Below are 606 nucleotides of genomic sequence, written 5' to 3'. Positions count from 1 at the left end.
AAGTGTTTTCACTGCATAGGTGCAAGACAACAAGGCAGCTGTGGCCGCTGCCCCAAGCCCATTTTTGTGCATATAGATCCCATTCCAAGTGTCCCCCCACGGTGGGATACCCCTTGCTTGCGGGAACGCAATGATTGCCCCCATTGCCAGCACCATGGATAAGCCGAAAAAAGTCGCAATGAATAAAAGCAACCCTCGCAGCGACATCATACTGCCCAGGGCCAGGCCGAATGCGGTTGTTACGATCAGCGGAATGCTGCGTTCCAAAGACTCGGCGGGATAGGTGCTCCACGTTACTGATGCTGCAGCAAGGATCACAATCAACACGATCTCGGGTGATGCGACGGCCCCGCGGAGCAGATGCCGATAATAGAGGCACGTGATTGCAAGCATCGGCGCCAGAGATAGGATTTCGATTTTATTCGCCAGCGAGTTTTGCCACAGCACGATGGACAAAAGTCCGGTTCCCGTCAGAACGAACAGAACCTGGCACACCATTAACACAACCTGATGGAATGTGCTCCCATCCAGGGTCTGGCTCGAAAATGTGCGGTATGTTGCTTTCATAGGGTCAAGGCACGATTCAGGGTTCGGACTAAAAGTGGC

Annotated in this window: 1 protein-coding gene; it reads right to left on the bottom strand. The window is 53.3% G+C overall.

Annotated features, from left to right (window positions below; genetic code table 11):
- Positions 1-567 (bottom strand): hypothetical protein (locus ACR0C6_RS21985; protein ID WP_480621299.1); only part of this gene is annotated, 567 nt, incomplete at its 3' end.
- Positions 568-606 lie beyond the last annotated feature (39 nt).

The sequence above is a fragment of the Ruegeria sp. AL12 genome (assembly GCF_056540885.1).
The sequence above is the reverse complement of the archived record's forward strand: the minus strand, read 5'-3'. Positions and strand labels throughout refer to the sequence as shown.